This window comes from Halorussus vallis (assembly GCF_024138165.1).
Classification (GTDB): domain Archaea; phylum Halobacteriota; class Halobacteria; order Halobacteriales; family Haladaptataceae; genus Halorussus; species Halorussus vallis.
Window position 1 is genome coordinate 3,085,345 of sequence record NZ_CP100000.1, and the last position, 15,920, is coordinate 3,101,264.

Sequence of the window (15,920 nt, forward strand, 5' to 3'; positions counted from 1 at the left end):
GCCGCCACGTTCGGCGTATCCCCTTTCGTACCTTTTCCTCCGGAAAAACTGTAGGCTCGACGGATTGGACTAAACCGCTTGTTTCCGTTCACCGACACGGAGATAAATGTGGTGTGCTACCGTGGTTCGGCGCGCAATGGCGGAATCTGACACGACTCGTCGGTCGTTTCTGAAAGCGACCGGGAACACGGCATCGGCTGTCGCATTGGGTGGCCTCGCCGGGACGGCGGGCGCACAGGACGGCGGGGGCGGCAACCAGGGTACGGGAACCGGCCAAAGCGGGCAGGGTGGCCAGGGCGGCACCTTCTCGCTCATCAACTCCACGATGAGCACGCTCGACCCCATCAAGGCGACCGACACCGCCTCGGGTGAGGTCATCCAGCAGGTGTTCGACGCGCTGATGAACTATCCGAACGGCGAAACCGCCGTCGAGAAACTGCTGGCGAAGAACTACAAGGTCTCGAAGGACTACAAGACCTACACGTTCGACCTCAAACAGGGCGTGAAGTTCCACAACGGCAAGGAACTCACCGCCCAGGACTTCGTCTACTCCTTCGAGCGCCTCGCCCAGTCGAAGAACTCGCGTCGGTCGTACTTCATCCTCGACTCCATCGGGGTGAAACACTCGACCGACGCCAAGGGCAACTACCAGCCCAACTCGCTCGCGGTCCGCGCGCCGGACAAGTACACCCTGGAGATGGAACTGTCCAAGCCGTTCCACGCCACGCTGGAGATGCTGGCGTACACGTCGTTCGCGGCGGTCCCGAAGAACATCGTCGGCGACATCAAAGGCGCGAGCGGTCAGCTCAGCTACCAGGAGTTCTCCACCAGCGCGCCCGTCGGGGCCGGCCCGTTCGAGTTCGAGAAGTGGGAGTCGAGCACCGAGGCGGTGGTGACGCGGTTCGACGACTACCACGGTCGGAAGGCGAACGTCGAGCAGGTCCACTGGCAGATAATGTCGGACTCGAACGCGCGGTACAACTACGCGATGAACAAGAACGCCGACGCGTTCTCCCTCCCGACCTCGAAGTACAACCAGAGCAAACTCAACGTCAAGAAGACCGACAAACTAGGGCGACAGGTCGGCACGTACGGGCCGCTGCGGAACGGCGAGACGGTCAACTACCTCGGCGTCTCGACCATCGACACCTACTACGTCGGGTTCAACACCAACGCCGTCGAGGAACCCGCCCGGAAGGCGATGGCGTACGCGATGAACAAGCCCCAGTTGGTCGAGCAGGTGTTCAAGGGCCGCGGCCGACCGGCGTACCACTTCACACCGCCGGCCATCTTCCCGGGCGGGCCGGACGCCTACAAGAAGCACGCCAAGCAGAACTACCCCTACAGCTACGGGGAAACCGACCTCCAGAAGGCCCGCCAGGTGATGAAGGAGGCCGGCTACGGGCCGAACAACCGCTATAAGTTCACGTTCACGGTCTACCAGGCCTCCAGCACCTGGCCCGACGTCGGGAAACTCCTGCGCGACAAACTCGCCAGCGCCTACATCGACATGACGGTCGAGACGGCGCCGTTCTCGACGCTGCTCAAGCGCGGCCGGAACGGCAACCTCGAAGCCTTCTCGCTCGGCTGGGTGATGGACTGGCCCGCGCCGGACAACTTCCTGCAACTGCTGTACCCGCCGAACACCGACACCTCCCAGCCCGCGCCGCTCGTCTACCTCAACTGGTCGGGGACGAAACCGGCCAAGCAGGCCAAGCAGGCGTGGCAGACGGTCAAGAACAACACCGCGCCGACCGAGCAGGCCAAAAAGAAGCGAAACCAGGCCTACCTCAAGATGGAGATGGCCAACTGGGCCGACGTGGCGCTGCTCAACGTCTACCACCAGCTCGAACAGCGGTTCTGGTACGACTACGCCCAGATTCCGAAGTTCGGCGCGGCCGGCACGAGCAGGCAGATGTTCAACGAGGTGACGGTGAACAAGGGGCAGAACCAGGGCGGGTCGAACTGACGCCGGCGGTTCAGAAATCGTCTTTTTCACCGAAAACCGCGGCGAGACGCCCAGTCGGTACGACGAACGACGAGTGCCGCCGGTTCTTTGAGGGCGGCGGTGACTCTTGGATGGATTCTATTTCGCGATACTAAATGAGGGGTGGATGGCCGGACCACAGTTTCGAAGGATGGCACGCCGAGGATATTTCGGACGGTTAGTCAGACGGCACGTGTGCTGCCACAGTGAGCGGATTCCGCTGAAGCGGAAGAGGGCGCCTTGTGCAGAACGATAAACCCCGCCATCCTCTGCGGATTCGACGAAGCTGTTCGAGAAGGGAGGTCTACTGGTCAGATACTATCGCTTGGACTCCTCGCGCGAGCGTATAAAGAATCATAATCGAAATGGCGTATAAGCCTCCTTGATAAATTCCTAAACCGAGTGCTTCGGTCGGTGAAGAGTCCAGAAATACGAAACGAGCGATCGCTACGAACGCCATGAGTGCCAGCATAAACGCTCCCCAATCGGGACCAGAACGCGGGACGCGAATAAAACGGCTCACGAGAGGTAAGACGGAATACAAGTACATAAACGGTACCGACCACCTTTGTCTTAGTCGTCAGTAGCATTTCTTCTCTCGTCGTTCGGTCACGATTCGAATCCGTGCCCGTCGACGTCCGCGTCATCCGGCGACGCCGATGCGTCGCTGTCGACGACGTAGACGCCGACCGCCAGGACGAGTCCGCCAAGGAGAAAGCCCGGTCCGAGCGCCTCGCCCAGCAGTGCGGCCCCGAGCGCCGACCCGACCAGCGGTTGGGCGAAGAACGCCACCGCGACCGCGCTCGCGTCGGCGCGCTCGACGCCGCTGTACCAGAGGTACCACGCCAGCGCGGTGCTGGCGACGCCCAGATACAGCACCGTGGCGACTGCCAGCGGGCCGAGACTCCGGACCATCGCCGCGACCGACGTTCCTGCCCGACCGAGTTCGAGCGGGACCAGGACGCCGACCATCGGCACCGAGAGCGCCGTCGAGTAGGTGGCGACTTCGAGCGCGGAGTAGCGCCTGACCAGCGGCGTCCCGACGACGGTGTATGCCGCCCACCCGGCGCTGGCAACGACCAGCAGGGCCACGCCGGCGGCGTTCTCCCGGCCGAGCGACCCGAGTTCGTACCGGCTCCCGAGGACGACCATCGTCCCCGCGGCCGCCAGCGCCATGCCGCCGAGTCGCCGCCGGGTCAACCGCTCGCCGAGGAACGAAGCGCCGAACGCGAGCGTGAACACGGGCGTCAGCACGGTCAACAGCGACCCCTGACTCGCGGTAGTGTAGTCGGTCCCCAGAAACTGGGTCACCATCGTGAGTCCGACCAGCAGGCCGAGGGTCCCCAGCCGTCGCCACTCCCTCCGCGAGAACGACCGCTCCGGCCGGGTGAGTCTAACCGCCAGGAGCAGCGTCCCCGCACCGAGCACCACGCGGAGGAAAGCGAGCGTGACCGGCGGAATCAGTCCGAAGCCCCACTTGGAGGCGACGTACATGCCGCCCCATATCGTCGCCGCCAGGAGGGGCGCGAAGATAGCGGGCGTGCGAGACTCGCTCATATTACGTTCTTCGAGAACCGCGCCGTAAGTCGGTCGGTCGACGCCGCCGCGGCGGCGTCGACCGACCGACGAGACGCCTCGGCCGGTTCGGGTCGGCGCTCACCGACCGAACGTCGCGGTGAACTGGTCGGTTTCGCGCGTCGCGGCGTCGAGTTCGTCCTGAAGTTCCGTCCGAGGGACGCCCGCGTCGACGTCCAGTTCCTCGTCCAGCACGTGGAGCGTGAACCGGAACTCGTGGGGGTCGTCGCCCTCCGGCGGGCACGGGCCGCGATAGCCCACGTCGCCGAAGTCGTTCTCTCCCTGCCTGGCCCCGCCGAGGTCCGGCACCTCCTCCATCCGCGGGACGCCCTCGCCGATTTCCACGGTGTCGGCCGGGACGTTCCACAGCAACCAGTGGGTGAACGTCCCGGCGGGCGCGTCGGGGTCGTCGACGACCACCGCCAGCGCCGCGGCGTCGTCGGGCACGTCGGCGACGGTCAACTCCGGCGAGACGTCCTCGCCCTCGCAGGTGTACTTCTCGGTGATCGATTCGCCGTGCGTGAACGCGGAAGTCCGGATAGAAGCCATCGTTTTCCCCGGGCCGTGTGACGGCGTGCGAAGTCAAATCCGTGGTGGCTCCGGCGGCCGGGAGAAGCGATCGGGCTGCGGTTTTCGGTGCCGCCGGTTCGCGCTCGTTACTTCGAGAGTCGGGCGTGTGCAGGTTCTCGTCCGACTCTCGCCGCTCGGCTTTGCTCACGGCTCTCGCGTTCGATTAGCGAGACTCCTTCGGAGTATCGTTCTGCTCGCGGCTACCGCCGCTCGCTCTCCGAGACGCGTGAACCGACAGGTTAGCGCGTCTCGCTCCTCGCGGGTCGTCGTTTCACTCCTCCCCGCTCGCTGGTCGAGAGCCGGACTCGGTCTGCGCCCTCGTCCGGTTCTCACTACTCGCGGCTACCACCGCTCGTTCTACGAGACTCCTCCGGAGTCTCGCTCTCCCCGAACAACCCACAACAGACGTACGCCCACGTCTCGCTCCGCCTGGTGCGCTTTCCGGTGAATGGGTTCCGGCTCATCTACTAGGTTTAGGTGGGCCTAAAGCACTTAACCCTTTCCCGATTCGCTCCGCAACCCACAAGGTCGCTTCGCGCGAATCGCCTCGCATGGCGCTGGCCGACCGCGAGTGGCGGGTCGTGCGCGAGGAGTCGTGGGACGGACCGCTCAACATGGCGCTGGACGAGATCGCCGCCGAAACCGCCGCCGGGGGCGGCCCGCGGACAGTCCGGGTCTACCGGTGGGACCCGAGCACGCTCTCGCTGGGCTACCGGCAGGACCCCGACTCGGTCGCGTGGGACTTCTGCGAGCGCGAGGGCATCACCGTCACCCGGCGACCGACGGGCGGCGGCGGCATCTACCACGATAACTACGGCGACATCTCCTACTCCATCGTGGCGCCCGCCGACGAACTGCCGGGCGATCTGATGGACACCTACGAACTGCTCTGTGCGCCCGTCTTCGACGCCTTCGAACGACTGGGAATCGACGCCCGATTCACCGCGGAGAAACAGCCCGCGATCCACCAGCCGGCGTGCTACCTCCGGGAGTTACACCCGGCCCACGACGTGGTCGCGGGCGAGGACGGACGGAAGATAAGCGGCAACGCCCAGTACCGCCGGAAGGACGCGGTCATCCAGCACGGCTCGCTGAAGTTCGACCTCGACGCCGACCGCCACCTCGGGGTGTTCGCCGACCCCAACACCGCGCCCGCCGAGTTCCGCGAGCGCGTGACGACCATCGCCGAGGAGTCGGGCGCGACCCGCGAGGAGGCGGTCGAAGCCGTCGAGGCGGCCCTGCGCGAGTGGGCCAACGCCGACGAGGGCGGGTGGACCGACGAGGAACTGTCGCGCGCACGCGAGCGCGCAGAACGGAAATACGAGAGTGAATCGTGGGTCCGGGACCGCGAAGACCCGACGGCCTGAACCGGTACGGGCCACGAACGCTTTCTTCTCGATTAGCCGACTCACTCCGTGAAGCGGCCGGTCTGAGTACCACAGTCGGCGCAGGTCGCCACTATCGCGTCGTCGTCGCTCCCCATCCGCTGGGGCGTCTCGTCTTCGCACTCGGGGCACTTCCGCCGGAGGTCGACTCGCTCGTCCTCGACGCGCGGTGCGCCGAGTGCCAACACGACCGCGCGCTCGCCGGCTTCTTCGCCGCTCTCCGGGTCGCTACGGTTCGTCCCGCGCTGGAACTCTCCGGGACCGAACCGGACGAGTTCGCCCGCTTCGACGGCGACGTCGCCGTTCTCCGTCCGGAACGTCACGTTCCCCGACTGGACGTAGAACACCTCCTCCTGCTCGTGGTGGCGGTGGTAGCAGAATCCGAGGCCGTCGCCCGGGTCGAGTTCGTAGTAGTTGACGGCGACGTCGGTCGTCCCGAGCGCGTCCGAGAGCGGCCGGAACGCGTCGGCCGCGCTGACGAACGACTCGGCGTCCGTGACGGAGACTGTTCGCATCCTCGGATGTCGCATCCCGGACGCGATAAGGACTGCTACTCGAAGGCGAACGTCTCCCTGTCGACGGGTTTCGGGAGTCGAACGCCGCGTAGCGGGCGAGGTTCGGGTCGGCCCGCGCCGGTTCGAAGTACCTTTGAGGGGGCGATAACTACCTCCCGTTACATGAGAGTCGGCGCACACGAATCCATCGCTGGCGGCGTCTACAACGCCGTGACGAGCCAGGTCGAGGACGGCGGCAACTGCGGACAGATCTTCACCCACTCCCCACAGGTCTGGCAGGACCCCAACATCGACGACGACGAGGCCGAGCAGTTCCGGTCGCTCTCGGCCGAGCACGACGTCGGGCCGTGGGTCATCCACTCGTCGTACCTCGTGAACCTCTGTACGCCCAAGGACGACCTCCGCGAGAAGTCCATCGACAGCATGCAGAAGGAGGTCGACGCCGCCGACAAACTCGGCGTCCCCTACGTCAACGTCCACCTCGGCGCGCACACCGGCGCGGGCCTCGACAACGGCCTCGACAACGCCGCGAGCGCGCTCGACGAACTCGACGTTCCCGACGGCGTCACCGTGCTCATCGAGAGCGACGCCGGGTCGGGCACGAAACTCGGCGGTGACTTCGAGCACCTCGCCGAGGTGCTGGCCCGCTCCGAGCAGGACCTCGACGTCTGTCTCGACACCGCCCACGCCTTCGCCGCGGGCTACGACCTCTCCACCGAGGAGGGCGTCGAGGAAACCGTCGCGGAGTTCGACGACGTGGTCGGACTGGAACACCTCCAGTACGTCCACCTCAACGACTCCAAGCACGACTGCGGCACGAACAAGGACGAGCACGCCCACATCGGCGAGGGCCTCATCGGCGAGGAGGGCATGCGGGCGTTCATCAACCACCCCGACCTCGCCGACGTCCCGCTGGCGCTCGAAACGCCCAACGAGGACGGCCGCGGGTTCGCCTGGAACATCCAGCGCGTGAAGGAACTGCGAGAGTAGCGAGACACGCCGAGCGCGAGCGAGGCGGGGCTCGAAGAAACGAGCGGCGTAAGCCGCGAGTAGCGAGATTCGTCGCGACGGCTCGCCGTCGCGACGAATCTCGCAACGGCGGGCGGACTACTTCCGAACGAACGATTGTCCCATGGAGACGGTCGTCTCGCGTCCGCCGAGCGCGCTCATATCACGTCGCCATTCCCGCGGGCCGACGGGTTGCGCTCGGTCGTCGGGTACTCGCCCGTCTCGGCGAGGCTCTTGAACCGCTGGAGCGCGGTGCCCACGACCGCGCTGGAGACGACGCCGAGTCGCTCCGCGACCGCGTGGCCGACCGACCCGCCGGGCGGGTCGAAGCGCACGCGGAGCGTGACCTCGGTTCCGCGGTTGCCCGGCGCCGGGCGGAACGCCACCGACCCCTCGGCGGAGAGCCTGGCGTCCGGCGCCGACTCCCAGCGCAGGAACTCGCCGGATCGGTCCTCGACGATTCGAGTCTCCCACGTCGCGGTGCGCCCGAACGGCAACTCGGCGCGCCAGCGCTGGCGGTCCTCGCCGACCGAGGTCACCTCCGCGAAGTGACCCCAGACGTCGGCCGCGTTCTCGGGGTCGCGCCAGAACTCGTAGAGTTCGTCGGCCGACTCGCCGACGGTGACCGTCCGCTCGACCGTCGTCGCGCCCGTCGTGGCGCCGGACCCGCCTCGTTCGTCGGCGCCAGAGTCGCCTCCGGCGAGCGACCGGTAGACCAGCCATCCCCCGGCGACCGACGCCGCGATTCCGCCGAGCGTGCGCCGCCTGAGTCCGAGCACCGCGAGCGTTGCGCCGAGTGCGGCGGTCGCGACCCGCCCTTTGCGGCCTGCGTTCCGCCCGGCGGTTGAGCGGCTGGCTTCCCTCGCCACGTTCGGCGACTCGGCGGTCGCGGTGTTCCCCGATTCCGCGGTCATCGTCGGCGTCCCCCGTTCGCGGTACCTCGAGTGCGCGCGGCGTTTCGTGTCATGGTGTCCGTCCTTACGGGCGAGTCGGCGGGGCCGTGCTTGGACTTTGGGGCCGGAGGCCCCGACCGAACGGTTTTGCGGGTGTGAGGAGAAGTACCTGCATGCGATTCGAATCGAACGTCGTCCGAGCCGTCGGCGTCCTCGCGTTCGTCGTCGGACTGGTCGGCTACGTCGCCTTCGGCTGGCGATTCGGAGACGGGACGAGCAGTCCGGTCGCGCTCGCGTTCGCACTGCTCGCAGTTGCCGTCGCGGTCGGCACGACCCTGCGAAACCGCCGCTGAGGCCGACTCACCCGAGCGCGGCGCTCAGAAGCAGCATCGCGCCCATCCCGACGACCAGCGTCGCCAGGATGTTCTCGGTTCGCCACGCGACCGCCGCCGCGAGCGCGCCGGCGAGGAGCCGCGGGTTCGTCGGCGAGAGCGACACCGCGCCGTCGGCGACGACCAACTGGGGGACGACGAGCGCCGACAGCACCGCCGCGGGGACGAACCGGAGCGCGCGCTCGACGCTCTCGGGCACGTCGTCGAGGCGGCCGAACAGTGCGATAAACGACAGCCGAAGTGCGTAGGTTACGACCCCCGCGGCGAGGATGACCACCCACAGCGTCGCGTCGTCGAAGGTCGTCGGGGCCATCTACTCGGCCTCCCCGGCCGCCCCGTCGGTCGAGACGCCCGTCGCTCGTTCGACGGCGAGTCCGGCCCCGATGCCGACGACCGCCGCGACGATCAGTCCGAGATTGTACGGCAGTCCGGCGGCGACGACCGCGACCGCACCCCCGACCAGCGCGGCCGCGGCGGTCGCGCGGTCGGTGACCGCCGGAACGAGCACCGCGAGGAAGACCAGCGGGACCGCGAATTCGAGGTGCCAGCCCTCGGGCGTCCTCGCTCCGAAGATGATGCCGACGACGGTCGCCGTCTGCCAGGTGAGCCACAGCGGCGTCGCCACGCCGAGGTAGTACCACCGACGGCTCGTCTCCTCGTCGTTCTCGAACTCCAGTATCGAGAGCGCGTACACTTGGTCGACCAGCAGGTACGCCAACAGCCCCTTCCAGCGGGCCGACTGGCGCCGGAAGTGCGGTGCGAGGGAGGCGCTGTACATCACGTGCCGGAGGTTGATGACCAGCACCGTCAGCACGACCACCGCGGCGGGGGCGTTCCGGCCGATGAGCTCTATGGCGGCGAGTTGGGAGGCCCCTGCGAAGATGACGACCGACATCGCGAGCGTCTGGACCGCCGGGATGCCGACGCCGACCGCGGCGACGCCCGCGATCATTCCGAACGGGAAGACGCCGAGCGTTATCGGCGCGGCGACGCGAACCCCCGAGAGAAAGTCGGAACGTGGAGACGACACTGTGTACTGGTAGGTCGGCCCCGGCGTATGAGTGTTGGTTTTCCGGCGAGACGGCCGCCCGAACCGTCCCACTTTTCCGGCCGGTCTTCGTAGCGTCGGACGACTCAGCCGTGCGAACGTTCTCCAGCGACTACCTCCGCGACACCAGACGCGGGATGTGGGAGGACCGCGAGGCGCTCGCGGACCTCGAACTCGGCTCGCGAGAGCGCGTCCTCGACGTGGGCTGTGGCACCGGCGAACTCGCCCGGGTGCTGGCCGACGAGACCCCCGGCGAGGTGGTGGGGGTCGACGCCGACCTCGAACTGCTCGCGGTCGCCCGCGAAGCGGCGGGGGTCGAGGCCGTCGCGGGCGACGCCAACCGCCTGCCGTTCCCCGACGACAGCTTCGACCTCGTGGTCTGTCAGGCGCTGCTCATCAATCTCCCCGACCCCGCGCGAGCGGTTCGGGAGTTCCGGCGAGTCTCCTCGGACCTCGTCGCGGCCGTCGAACCCGACAACTCCGCGGTGGCGGTCGAGTCGACCGTCTCGGCCGAGAGCGACCTCGCGGCCCGCGCTCGGCGAGCGTACCTGCGGGGCGTCGAAACCGACGTGACCCTCGGCGGCGAGGGCGTCCGGTCGGCGTTCGAGGAGGCCGGCCTCTCGGACCTCTCGACCCGCCGGCACTACCACACCCGGACGGTCGAACCGCCCTACGACCCCCGGGACTTCGAGGCGGTCCGCCGGAAGGCCAGCGGCGAGGGGCTGGCGGCCGACCGCGCGACGATGCTCGACGGCAACCTGACGACCGAGGAGTACGACCGCCTCCGGAGCGAGTGGCGCGAGATGGGTCGGTCGGCGGTCGAGCAGATGCGCGAGGACGACTACCGCCGGGCCGAGGTCGTCCCCTTCTACGTGACGGTCGGGTCGGTCTGAGAAGAGCTATCCGGTCCGCCGGCCAACACGGCGGGTATGGACCCTCGAATCCGAACGCACGCAGAGGTCATCGTCGACCACTCCGCGAAGATCGAACCCGGCGACAACGTCCTCGTCCAGGCCCCGCCGGTCGCCGAGGACCTCGCGGCCGCGGTGGCCGAGCGCATCGGCGAGGTCGGCGCGAACCCCGCGGTGTCGCTGAGGAGTACCCGCGCCAACCGGGCGTACCTCCGCGCGAGCGACCCAGAGGACCTCGAACTCCACGACCACTCCCTCGCCCAGATGGAGGAGACCGACGCGGTCGTCATCGTCAAGGGTTCGGTGAACACCGCCGAACCGAGCGACGTGCCGCCCGAAACCATGGTCGCCTACCAGCGGGCGCAGGAGCCGGTCCTCAAAGAGCGCATGGGGAAGCGGTGGGTCGGGACGCAGTTCCCCGCGCCCGGCGACGCCCAGAAGGCCGAGATGAGCACCGCCGAGTACGAGGAGTTCGTCTACGACGCGGTGAACAAGGACTGGCAGGCCCAGAAGGAGTTCCAGGCCCAGATGGTCGACGTCCTCGACCCGGCCGACGAGGTCCGCATCGTCTCGGGCGACGACACCGACCTCCGGATGAGCGTCGCCGGCATGAAGACGGTCAACGATTACGGCGAGAAGAACCTACCCGGCGGCGAGGTGTTCACCGCGCCGGTGCCCGACTCCGTGGAGGGGACCGTGCTGTTCGACAAACCGCTGGTCCACCAGGGTCGCGAGGTCGAAGGTGCGTCCCTCGAATTCGAGGGCGGCGAGGTGGTCGCGTTCTCGGCAGAGAAGAACGAGGACGTCCTCGAATCGGTGCTCGACACCGACGATGGCGCGCGCCGACTCGGCGAACTCGGCATCGGGATGAACCGCGACATCGACCGGTTCACGTACAACATGCTGTTCGACGAGAAGATGGGCGACACCGTCCACCTCGCCGTGGGCGACGCCATCCGCGAGACGGTGCCCGAGGGCCGACCGTACAACGAGAGCGCGGCGCACCTCGACATGATCGTCGACATGAGCGAGGAGTCGTTCATCGAGGTCGACGGCGAGGTCGTCCAGCGCGACGGGACGTTCCGGTTCGAGGATGGTTTCGAGGGCTAGCGTCATTCGCCGGACGCATCACGTCCGGCGAATGACGAAGTAGCGAGCGGCGAAGCCGCGAGCAGTGAGATTTGGAGCGAACGTAGTGAGCGAGAATCTCGTACAGACGAGCGGGGAGGAGCACAGCGACGACCCGCGAGGAATAGCGTGGTCTTCTGACGGCTTTGTCCGTCGGAAAACCACGAGAAAGCAAGCGGCGAAGCCGCGAGCAACCAAATTCGAAGCGACCGTCCGTCGGTAGTTTCTCCGAACGTTCAAGTAGGAAGCCGCGGCCAACGAGCGGCGTGACCTGAACGTCGCCGCGCGGGCGGTCGAGGCGGGTGCACTGCGCTCCCCCGCGCGGAACCGAAAACACGCAGTCTGTTCGCCAGCGTCGAGTCGGGGGCGTTCAGGCAGTCCCCGTTGGGGGACTGCCTGAGCATCGCCCTCTACACCACGTCGCCGCGGACCGTCGCGCCCTCCTGGCGCTTCCGGTAGGATTCGACCCTCTCGGCGGCCTCCTCGGCGTTCTCCTCCATGCCGAGCATCTCCAGGGCGTCGGGGAGCGTCGGGAACGCCAGTTCGCTCTCGCGGAGCTTTCGCATCGCCTCGTCGCTCCGCTGGCCCTCGGCCCAGAGGCAGACGCCACGGGGGTCGAGGATCTGCTCGTAGGCCTTGCGCGCCATCGCGCCCTTGAGTCGCTGGGTCACGTTGTCCTCGAAACTGGAGTTGCAGACTTCCAGGTGAATCGGTTCGCCGTCGTTCAGGAGGTGTGCGGCCAGACACTTCTCCGGGGCGACGTGGCCGTTGTCGTTCGCTCGGATGAATTCGGGGTGCTCGTCGGCCCACTCGGCACGGACGGTCTTGCCCACGCCCTTGACGCCGTGGGTCCGCTCGAACTCCTCGGCGCGGTCGGCGTCGTCGCCCCGGAGGAGGATGTCCTTCGTGACGTAGACGTTGAGGCGTTCGACCGGGTCGAGTCCGAGCGCCGCGTCGCCGTACACCCACACCTCGCGGACCGGCACGGGCATCGTCTCCGTCTCGACGGTTTCGACGACCTCGACCGCGCGCTCGACGGCCTCGTCCCGACTCATCCCCTGTGTTGAACTCATTGGCGGCGTTTGGTCGCGCGCGGGGAAAACGATGTTGTCACCGGTTTCAGGCCGAACAGCGGTTCGGCCCCATCTCCATCTCGGTCGCCTCCTGGGCCTCCACCTCCGCTTCTCCGCGGTTCACGGCGATGACTTGCTCGTAGTTGGGCGGTTTCTCGTGGTCGCCGCGGGTGAGTCGGTCGACGAACGCCTCCTCGTCGGCTTGGAGCAGGTCCACTTCGGTTCGGGAGTGGCCGATGGTCGTCGTGACGGGTTCGCCCGGCGCGCCGTGTTCGAACTCCCCCTCGCTGGTGACGTTGACGTGGCCGGGCAGGACGACCACGCTGTCGGGTTCGGCCAGCAGGGTGCGGTGGAGCGATTCGTACTGCTGGCGCGCACCCTCCTCGGCGTCCTCGTCGCCGAACTCCAATTCCGTCCGGCCGACCGAGTCGACGTGGAGGGTGTCGGCGGTCAGCATCGCCTCGTCGTCGACGAGGTAGTTGACCGACTCGGTGGTGTGGCCGGGCGCGAACACGGCCTTGAGGGCGACGTCGCCGACTTCGACCACTTCGTTCCGCGCGAGCGGCGCGTACTCGTAGGTCACCTCGCGTTCCTCGGCGGCCTCGCCCAAGTGGTACGGGACGCCGAGTCGCTCGGCCAACTTCCGCCCGCCCGAGACGTGGTCGGCGTGGATGTGCGTGTCGAGGACGCGGGTTATCTCCCAGTCGCGCTCGTCGGCGGCGGCTTCGAACTCCGCGACGTGGCGCGTCGGGTCGACGACCGCGGCCTCCCCGGTTTCGGGGTCGGCGACCACGTAACCCAGACAGCCCTTCGCGCGGCGCTGGATCTGGAGGATCTCGGCGTCTCCATCGGTCGGAACCTCGACCGTCTCGTACACCTGGTTCCAGGCTTCCATCCCGCCGGTGACGACCGCCACGTCGTAGCCCGCTTTCTCCAATTCCTCCGCGAAGTGGTTCGAGGAGATTCCCTTCGCGCAGACGGTGACGATTCGTTCGTGACCGTCGACGAGTTCGTCGAGTTCGGCCTTCCGGTCGTCGGTCAGCGTGTCGTCGGTACTGAACTCGAACTGCTTCGCGCCGCGGATGTGCCACGCGTCGAAGCTCTCGTCGCCGCGAGTGTCGAGCAACAGGACGTCCTCGCCGGCGTCGAGCATGTCGGCGAGTCGCTCGGGAGTCACTTTGGCTGGCATCGTTTCGTCGGAGTCTATCGACGCCGACGTCCTTAATCCTGATTCTTCGTGGAAGAACAGTGCAATACTGTACGCCGAACGCGAGCGCGACCGTGAGCGCGGCCGCCTCGGCGAGCGACGGACCCGTTCGCTGCCGATGTGCCGTCGAGTCGCCGCTCGGCAGTGTTGTGCGAGGTATGCAAAACATTTTACGTGCGTGGTACCTAACGAGCGGTAGATACAATGTCCGAATCGATGGCGGAGTACCTTCAGAAGGACATGGAGTGCGAGGGGCTCTTGGAGTGCATCCACGGCCTGAAGGAACTCGACCGACAGTGCTTCCAGGTGCTGGTCGAGAGCGCGGAGCCGCTGACGATAGACGAGGTGGCGGACCGCGTCGACCGCGAGCGCTCGACGGCCTACCGGTCGATTCAGCGACTCCTCCAGGCGGGATTCGTCCAGAAGGAACAGGTCAACTACGAGCAGGGCGGCTACTACCACGTCTACCGGCCGACCGACCCCGATGAGGTCGCAGACGACATGCAGCGGATGCTCAACGACTGGTACGCCAAGATGGGCCAACTCCTCCAGGAGTTCCGAGAGAAGTACGACCAGCAGCAGGTCGCCGTCGAGAACTGACGGCGCTCTTCGACTCTCTTCTGTCGCAGTTCGACCTGACGCCTCGTCTTCGCGTGCCGCGGCAAGAGACGCGAGCGACGACGCTCACCGCGCGACCGCCTCGGGCGCCGACTTGCCCTCGACGATTTCCAGCAGGAATGCCCGGACGCTCGCCATCGACTCGGCCCAGGTCGGGTGGGCCTCGTAGCGCCGCCTGGCGGCCCGCCGCATCTCGCGCAAGCGCTCGGAGTTCGCGCGGACTTCCTCGACCGCCGCCGCGATGGCGGCGGGGTCGCCGGGCGGGACCAGGAAGCCGTTCTCGCCGTCGGTGACTATCTCGCTCGCGCCGCCTGCGGTCGTCGCCAGCGCCGGCAGACCGAAGCTCATTCCCTCCAGGTAGACGATGCCGTAGCCCTCGTAGCGGGAGGGCACCGCCAGCAGGTGACTCGCGGAAAGCCGGTCGGCGAGCGCCGCGTCCGGGAGTCGACCCGACAACGTCACCGACTCCTTGACGCCGAGTTCCCGAATCAGGTCGAGAATCCGCCGGGCGTACGCGGCGTCGGGCGTCGCGCCGACGACCGTCAGGTGCCAGTCGCCCGTGACGTCGGCGAGTCCGACGAGCAGGTCGTGCAGGCCCTTCCGCGGGACGACGTTGCCGACGAAGACGACTTCGAGCGGTTCGCCCTCGCCCGGCGGTTCCGCGGAGACGCGTTCGGCGGGCGGGTCGAAGCGGTCGCCGGCGGGCCGGGTGACGACCGACGGCCACGGCCGTCGGTCGTCGCCCGCTTCAGTTCTCTTCGTGCTTCCGGCGAGTAGCTCGGCGGCCCGACGCGTCGTTTCGCTGGCGTATACCGCGGCGTCGACGCCCCGGAGGTAGCGCCGCTCGACCGCGCGGGCCAGCCTGCCTCGAATCGGAGACTGGCGTTCGCTCGCCCGGAGGTGGTGGACGACCGAGACGACCGGCGTCTCGACCCGGCGGTTGTGTCCGACCAGCGAGGCGTGACAGAGTTCGTCCTCCACCAGCACGTCGAAGTCGCCGCGAAGCTTCGCGGCGATTCGCGGGTCGAGGTTGTCGGCGAGCGCGCGCGGTCCCGTGCGCGCTCGCCACGGCAGTTCGACGACGGTCACGTCGTCGCCCGCCGCCCGGAGGTGGGCGACCAGCTTTCGGTCGTAGAGGAAGCCGCCGCTGGTCGTCCGGAGGTCGCCGTAGACGACGAAGCCGACGTTCACGGTCGCTCAGACCGCCCGCTCGTGGGACGCCCACGCCGCCTCGTCCTCGCGGAGTTTCACGGCGAGCGACTCGACCGCCGGAGCGTCGAGGCCGTCGGCGAGTCGGTCGCCGAACAGCCGCGCGAAGTGCTCCAGGCTGGGATTACGTCCCTCGAACTCCGGCAGGTCGTTGAGCGTCGCGTCGCGGTAGCGGTCGACCGTCGACTCCAGCAGCGCCGTCGCGTCGTCGATGTCCACGAGGTAGCCGTACTCGTTCAGCTCCTCGCCCGAGAACTGGACCTTCGCGGTGTAGGCGTGGGAGTGCAACTCGCCCTCCGGACCGGGGTCCGGCACCGTCAGATAGTGCTGTGCGACGAACGCGCGTTCGACCGTGACGGCGTACATCCCCTAGAGGAGCGACGGCCACGTCCTTGAAGCTA

General features: G+C 67.5%; 17 protein-coding genes. 7 read left to right on the forward strand and 10 right to left on the reverse strand.

Going from position 1 to position 15,920, the window contains the following annotated elements; genetic code table 11:
• Positions 1–136 precede the first annotated feature (136 nt).
• Positions 137–1,969, forward strand: coding sequence for an ABC transporter substrate-binding protein (locus NGM07_RS15640; protein ID WP_253513224.1), 1,833 nt, complete (start codon positions 137–139; stop codon positions 1,967–1,969).
• 627 nt (positions 1,970–2,596) lie between these two features.
• On the opposite strand, the gene NGM07_RS15645 is transcribed toward NGM07_RS15640, so the two are convergent.
• Together NGM07_RS15645 and NGM07_RS15650 are read right to left on the reverse strand one after the other, a co-directional pair.
• Positions 2,597–3,544, reverse strand: a complete 948-nt coding sequence (locus NGM07_RS15645; protein WP_253513226.1) for a DMT family transporter — start codon at positions 3,542–3,544, stop codon at positions 2,597–2,599.
• Between the two features lie 99 nt (positions 3,545–3,643).
• Positions 3,644–4,111 (reverse strand): YbhB/YbcL family Raf kinase inhibitor-like protein, encoded by a 468-nt coding sequence (locus tag NGM07_RS15650; protein WP_253513228.1) that lies wholly within the window; start codon positions 4,109–4,111, stop codon positions 3,644–3,646.
• 572 nt (positions 4,112–4,683) lie between these two features.
• Between NGM07_RS15650 and NGM07_RS15655 the strand changes: the two genes are divergently transcribed.
• Positions 4,684–5,499 (forward strand): lipoate--protein ligase family protein, encoded by an 816-nt coding sequence (locus NGM07_RS15655; protein WP_253513229.1) that lies wholly within the window; start codon positions 4,684–4,686, stop codon positions 5,497–5,499.
• Between the two features lie 41 nt (positions 5,500–5,540).
• On the opposite strand, the gene NGM07_RS15660 is transcribed toward NGM07_RS15655, so the two are convergent.
• Positions 5,541–6,032: a cupin domain-containing protein gene (locus NGM07_RS15660; protein ID WP_253513231.1), complete on the reverse strand. Its 492-nt coding sequence runs from the start codon at positions 6,030–6,032 to the stop codon at positions 5,541–5,543.
• A 162-nt stretch (positions 6,033–6,194) separates the two neighbouring features.
• On the opposite strand from NGM07_RS15660, the gene NGM07_RS15665 reads away from it, so the two are divergent.
• Positions 6,195–7,022 (forward strand): deoxyribonuclease IV, encoded by an 828-nt coding sequence (locus NGM07_RS15665; RefSeq protein WP_253513233.1) that lies wholly within the window; start codon positions 6,195–6,197, stop codon positions 7,020–7,022.
• Between the two features lie 176 nt (positions 7,023–7,198).
• Here NGM07_RS15665 and NGM07_RS15670 read toward each other — a convergent pair whose 3' ends face one another.
• Entirely contained in the window at positions 7,199–7,954 is a 756-nt protein-coding gene (locus tag NGM07_RS15670) for an SRPBCC family protein (protein ID WP_253513235.1), read from the reverse strand.
• Positions 7,955–8,106: 152 nt separating this feature from the next.
• On the opposite strand from NGM07_RS15670, the gene NGM07_RS15675 reads away from it, so the two are divergent.
• The gene (locus NGM07_RS15675) at positions 8,107–8,286 is read left to right on the forward strand and encodes a hypothetical protein (protein WP_253513236.1); all 180 of its coding nucleotides are present in this window, start codon (positions 8,107–8,109) and stop codon (positions 8,284–8,286) included.
• 7 nt (positions 8,287–8,293) lie between these two features.
• Here NGM07_RS15675 and NGM07_RS15680 read toward each other — a convergent pair whose 3' ends face one another.
• Together NGM07_RS15680 and NGM07_RS15685 are read right to left on the reverse strand one after the other, a co-directional pair.
• A complete protein-coding gene (locus tag NGM07_RS15680; protein WP_253513238.1) occupies positions 8,294–8,638 on the reverse strand; it encodes an AzlD domain-containing protein in 345 nt (114 codons plus the stop codon).
• The gene (locus NGM07_RS15685) at positions 8,639–9,355 is read right to left on the reverse strand and encodes an AzlC family ABC transporter permease (protein ID WP_253513239.1); all 717 of its coding nucleotides are present in this window, start codon (positions 9,353–9,355) and stop codon (positions 8,639–8,641) included.
• Positions 9,356–9,465: 110 nt separating this feature from the next.
• On the opposite strand from NGM07_RS15685, the gene NGM07_RS15690 reads away from it, so the two are divergent.
• Both NGM07_RS15690 and NGM07_RS15695 read left to right on the forward strand, forming a co-directional pair.
• Positions 9,466–10,266 (forward strand): class I SAM-dependent methyltransferase, encoded by an 801-nt coding sequence (locus NGM07_RS15690; protein WP_253513241.1) that lies wholly within the window; start codon positions 9,466–9,468, stop codon positions 10,264–10,266.
• 36 nt (positions 10,267–10,302) lie between these two features.
• Positions 10,303–11,394, forward strand: a complete 1,092-nt coding sequence (locus tag NGM07_RS15695) for an aminopeptidase (RefSeq protein ID WP_253513243.1) — start codon at positions 10,303–10,305, stop codon at positions 11,392–11,394.
• Positions 11,395–11,822: 428 nt separating this feature from the next.
• Here NGM07_RS15695 and NGM07_RS15700 read toward each other — a convergent pair whose 3' ends face one another.
• A complete protein-coding gene (locus tag NGM07_RS15700; RefSeq protein ID WP_253520220.1) occupies positions 11,823–12,467 on the reverse strand; it encodes a DUF7095 family protein in 645 nt (214 codons plus the stop codon).
• Between the two features lie 64 nt (positions 12,468–12,531).
• Positions 12,532–13,674 (reverse strand): MBL fold metallo-hydrolase, encoded by a 1,143-nt coding sequence (locus tag NGM07_RS15705; protein WP_253513245.1) that lies wholly within the window; start codon positions 13,672–13,674, stop codon positions 12,532–12,534.
• A 222-nt stretch (positions 13,675–13,896) separates the two neighbouring features.
• On the opposite strand from NGM07_RS15705, the gene NGM07_RS15710 reads away from it, so the two are divergent.
• Complete coding sequence (locus NGM07_RS15710) at positions 13,897–14,292, forward strand: helix-turn-helix domain-containing protein (protein ID WP_253513247.1); 396 nt, start codon at positions 13,897–13,899, stop codon at positions 14,290–14,292.
• A gap of 84 nt (positions 14,293–14,376) precedes the next feature.
• Here the strand turns inward: NGM07_RS15710 and NGM07_RS15715 are convergent, their stop codons facing one another.
• Both NGM07_RS15715 and NGM07_RS15720 read right to left on the reverse strand, forming a co-directional pair.
• On the reverse strand, positions 14,377–15,501 hold the full coding sequence (locus NGM07_RS15715; RefSeq protein WP_253513249.1) for a glycosyltransferase family 4 protein: 1,125 nt from the start codon (positions 15,499–15,501) through the stop codon (positions 14,377–14,379).
• A 6-nt stretch (positions 15,502–15,507) separates the two neighbouring features.
• A complete protein-coding gene (locus NGM07_RS15720) occupies positions 15,508–15,885 on the reverse strand; it encodes a 6-pyruvoyl trahydropterin synthase family protein (RefSeq protein WP_253513251.1) in 378 nt (125 codons plus the stop codon).
• Between the last annotated feature and the right edge of the window lie 35 nt (positions 15,886–15,920).

Excerpts from the sequence above, each read along its gene's own strand:
- NGM07_RS15680 (WP_253513238.1), bottom strand. The coding sequence starts at position 8,638 with ATGGCCCCGACGACCTTCGACGACGCGACGCTGTGGGTGGTCATCCTC.
- NGM07_RS15710 (WP_253513247.1), top strand. The coding sequence starts at position 13,897 with ATGTCCGAATCGATGGCGGAGTACCTTCAGAAGGACATGGAGTGCGAG.
- NGM07_RS15700 (WP_253520220.1), bottom strand. The coding sequence starts at position 12,467 with ATGAGTCGGGACGAGGCCGTCGAGCGCGCGGTCGAGGTCGTCGAAACC.
- NGM07_RS15705 (WP_253513245.1), bottom strand. The coding sequence starts at position 13,674 with ATGCCAGCCAAAGTGACTCCCGAGCGACTCGCCGACATGCTCGACGCC.
- NGM07_RS15670 (WP_253513235.1), bottom strand. The coding sequence starts at position 7,954 with ATGACCGCGGAATCGGGGAACACCGCGACCGCCGAGTCGCCGAACGTG.
- NGM07_RS15695 (WP_253513243.1), top strand. The coding sequence starts at position 10,303 with ATGGACCCTCGAATCCGAACGCACGCAGAGGTCATCGTCGACCACTCC.
- NGM07_RS15650 (WP_253513228.1), bottom strand. The coding sequence starts at position 4,111 with ATGGCTTCTATCCGGACTTCCGCGTTCACGCACGGCGAATCGATCACC.
- NGM07_RS15645 (WP_253513226.1), bottom strand. The coding sequence starts at position 3,544 with ATGAGCGAGTCTCGCACGCCCGCTATCTTCGCGCCCCTCCTGGCGGCG.
- NGM07_RS15665 (WP_253513233.1), top strand. The coding sequence starts at position 6,195 with ATGAGAGTCGGCGCACACGAATCCATCGCTGGCGGCGTCTACAACGCC.
- NGM07_RS15675 (WP_253513236.1), top strand. The coding sequence starts at position 8,107 with ATGCGATTCGAATCGAACGTCGTCCGAGCCGTCGGCGTCCTCGCGTTC.
- NGM07_RS15660 (WP_253513231.1), bottom strand. The coding sequence starts at position 6,032 with ATGCGAACAGTCTCCGTCACGGACGCCGAGTCGTTCGTCAGCGCGGCC.
- NGM07_RS15655 (WP_253513229.1), top strand. The coding sequence starts at position 4,684 with ATGGCGCTGGCCGACCGCGAGTGGCGGGTCGTGCGCGAGGAGTCGTGG.
- NGM07_RS15640 (WP_253513224.1), top strand. The coding sequence starts at position 137 with ATGGCGGAATCTGACACGACTCGTCGGTCGTTTCTGAAAGCGACCGGG.
- NGM07_RS15720 (WP_253513251.1), bottom strand. The coding sequence starts at position 15,885 with ATGTACGCCGTCACGGTCGAACGCGCGTTCGTCGCACAGCACTATCTG.